Annotated in this window: 4 protein-coding genes and 1 pseudogene; all 5 read left to right on the top strand. The window is 43.1% G+C overall.

Going from position 1 to position 3,025, the window contains the following annotated elements; all coding sequences use genetic code 11:
* Window positions 1-53 precede the first annotated feature (53 nt).
* Window positions 54-284: a helix-turn-helix domain-containing protein gene (locus P378_RS17000; protein WP_099083794.1), complete on the top strand. Its 231-nt coding sequence runs from the start codon at window positions 54-56 to the stop codon at window positions 282-284.
* Complete coding sequence (locus tag P378_RS17005) at window positions 277-1,344, top strand: virulence RhuM family protein (RefSeq protein ID WP_099083795.1); 1,068 nt, start codon at window positions 277-279, stop codon at window positions 1,342-1,344. Before P378_RS17000 ends, P378_RS17005 begins: the two co-directional genes overlap by 8 nt.
* A gap of 29 nt (window positions 1,345-1,373) precedes the next feature.
* Entirely contained in the window at window positions 1,374-1,604 is a 231-nt protein-coding gene (locus tag P378_RS17010; protein WP_099084053.1) for a hypothetical protein, read from the top strand.
* A 321-nt stretch (window positions 1,605-1,925) separates the two neighbouring features.
* On the top strand, window positions 1,926-2,612 hold the full coding sequence (locus tag P378_RS17015) for a hypothetical protein (RefSeq protein ID WP_099084054.1): 687 nt from the start codon (window positions 1,926-1,928) through the stop codon (window positions 2,610-2,612).
* Window positions 2,613-2,721: 109 nt separating this feature from the next.
* A pseudogene (locus P378_RS17020) lies at window positions 2,722-3,025 on the top strand (hypothetical protein); the annotation flags it as partial.

Consider the following 3,025-nt stretch of genomic DNA (forward strand, 5'->3'; position numbering starts at 1 on the left):
TATTGTATAATTTTAATCATTGATATTCCACTATTGCTGATGAGGTGAAAAACATGGCTGTTAGCTACAAAAAGCTATGGAAATTATTAATCGACAAAGATATGAAAAAGAAAGATCTCCAAGCTGCGGCAGATATAAGTCCTGGCGCTATTTCTAAGCTTGGTCGAAACGAAAATGTAACTACTGCAGTGCTGATGAAAATTTGTAATGCGTTAAAATGCGATATTGGCGATATCATGGAAATAATTCCAGACGAACCGAAAGGCGGTGATGGTGATGAGTAAAAAGAAACCGCCCGAGGAGAAAAATATTCGCTCCTCAGCCGCCGAATACCTAACATACATCGCTGCGACAGGTGATAATCCTCAAAGCGTTGAAATGCGTTATGAAGACGAGAATATATGGCTCACACAGAAGATGCTTGCAACACTTTATGACGTGGAGATACCGACAATCAACGAGCATATTGCGAAAATATACTCTGATCATGAACTTGAGCCGGAAGCAACTATTAGGAATTTCCGAATAGTTCAAACCGAAGGTTCGCGCCAAGTTACTCGTGAGGTTAAACATTATAATCTGCAGATGATTATCGCTATTGGATTTAAAATCAATTCGGACCGCGCCGTGCAGTTCCGGAAATGGGTTAATAAAATTGCGAAGGACTACACGATTCAAGGCTGGGTCATGGACGACGAGCGTCTGAAAAATGGCGGTTCAGTATTGACCGAAAAGTATTATGATAAGCTGCTTGAAAAAATCCGTGAGATACGACTTTCTGAGCGCAGGTTTTATCAAAAAGTCACGGATATTTACGCTACCGCTCTCGATTATGATAAAGACGCAAAGACAACCCGTGAATTTTTCGCCAAGGTTCAGAACAAGATGCATTTTGCCGTTCACGGACAGACGGCAGCTGAAGTAATTTATAACCGAGCCGATTCAAAGAAAGAACACATGGGATTAACTACATGGGAAGACGCACCGGACGGAAAAATACAGCGTTACGATGTTTCTGTTGCAAAAAACTATCTGTCACGGGACGAGTTATCTTCTTTGGAACGTATCGTGTCCGCATATCTCGACTTAGCCGAGGACAGAGCGCGCCGTCACATTCCGATGACTATGGAGGATTGGGCAAAGCGACTTGATATATTCCTGCAGGCAGATGACCGCGAGGTTTTGACAGACGCTGGCAGGATATCTGCCCAAATTGCTAAGGAACACGCCGAGAGTGAATTTGAGAAATACAGAATTATACAGGACAAGCTGTTCGAGTCAGATTTTGATAAGCAGCTTAAGCTCCTTGAACAGCAGATAGCTAAAACAGAGGATGAAGACTAAAGTTTAGGTATTAGGAGGGGGTTAATCTTATGGCGGCAATAAACGATCTCATACGTCAAATTCCTGATGCTGCGCTTCGCGAAAGATTGGAGCAGGAGTTTGCTCGTATGAGTAAAAATAAAAAATTCGGTCTTGTTTTTGAGGAGCATATTCCTGAATGTACTCCCCTCTATGGAGTTCCCATCCGAATCGGTAGTACAGTTGCAAAAAAGACAGGGAGAATAGATGATACATATTTCGGATTGAAAATGATAAAGTGACCTGTATGCAGAAAGCGAATATCGAAATATTCGAACTTAAACTTGATGACCTGGTAGCTGTGGCACAATTCAGCGAAGCCATATTCCCTACCCTTTCTCCTATTGCAAAAGTAAAAAACTCTTCAGAAGATACACCTTGGCATACCCTCATAGAAGCCGACAACTATCATGCTCTAAGGTCGGGCGGCAGTGGAAGTTCAAGATTTCCGAAATAGACGAGTGGATTCGGTCGGGAGCGGCCGCTGAAAAGGATGAACTAAACAATCCTAATCAGGGCTGAAAATCTCTAAACAACATTTTGCTAAAAGGAGCGTTGTGGGAATGCGAAAGGCGTATGATACTATTCTTCAATCTGAGGTATCTGCGGATTTGGCGGCCAAAAGTGGCGGCTTTGAACCGTATCGGTATGAATGCGCTTGCTGCGGTGAAGAAGTTTATGTCGCCGCCGCGTACAGCACCAGTATGGTGCCGCATTTCAGGCATCGCAGCGGCAACAATGATGTCGAGTGTGAAAACTATCTGGGACAATACGGAGCGCTAAGCATAGAATCGCGCTCACGAAAGAGCAATCGTGAAAGAGTCGAGTTCTATTTTGAAAAGAGCAACAAGACATTTAGTCTCGGGCTTCGTTTCAGCGGCGACGAGATTAATGCCTATGAGCAACATAATGTTGTTTTCGAGCTAAGGTCGTCCGCTGCAGAGCAAGCGTTCTTCACTTTGCCGATTAACAATACGAATTTTGCGCCCGATGCCCCGACGCTGATTCCTATTAACAAATTCTCTTTCAGCTATTTCTTGTCCAATACCCTTAATGGGACGAAACGCAAGTACGATTTTTTCAAATCCGGCAACACACCAATATTTTTCAAGTTGCAAGGAAACGATAGCGATTATAAAGCAAAGCTGGTACGTGGCGCGGTTTTGTATACAAATGTTCCGTACTTCGTCGTTTTCAGAATCAATATTCAGTACCGCAAGAAGTCCGCTTCTCTGATGAAATACATGTAGATGAAACATTTCGTTTTGAAACAATGGGCAGAAAATTCTTAGGGAAAGTTCTGACAATCAAAAACAAGACCGCTCAATAGATGCCTTGGTGTTGTCTTGGGGCTATCAATTGGAAGCCTCCGAAACGCTGACCCTATTGTGGCCGCCTGCGGCTCTGGTTGATGACGTTTCGGTAATAGATTCAGGCTATGCATTTTTATACTCGAGTTTTGAGTTGCAAGCCCACGGCAATATTAATGTTCATTCGGAAGACATTTATAGGGTTACCAATGGAGTTTCAAAAGTGTCGGTTAAGCCGAAAACAAAAGTGTTCAAGAAGAACGCTGAGATTATCATAGACAAGGGTGAACAACATCCCTATGGTTTTGATGAGATTCCCTCAACGGAAAGTTCCGCAAGCACATATACCGTGC

The sequence above is a fragment of the Desulforamulus profundi genome, assembly GCF_002607855.1.

Bases quoted from the DNA above. Each gene is read 5' to 3' on its own strand.
- P378_RS17000 (WP_099083794.1), top strand. From the start codon at position 54: ATGGCTGTTAGCTACAAAAAGCTATGGAAATTATTAATCGACAAAGAT.
- P378_RS17005 (WP_099083795.1), top strand. From the start codon at position 277: ATGAGTAAAAAGAAACCGCCCGAGGAGAAAAATATTCGCTCCTCAGCC.
- P378_RS17010 (WP_099084053.1), top strand. From the start codon at position 1,374: ATGGCGGCAATAAACGATCTCATACGTCAAATTCCTGATGCTGCGCTT.
- P378_RS17015 (WP_099084054.1), top strand. From the start codon at position 1,926: ATGCGAAAGGCGTATGATACTATTCTTCAATCTGAGGTATCTGCGGAT.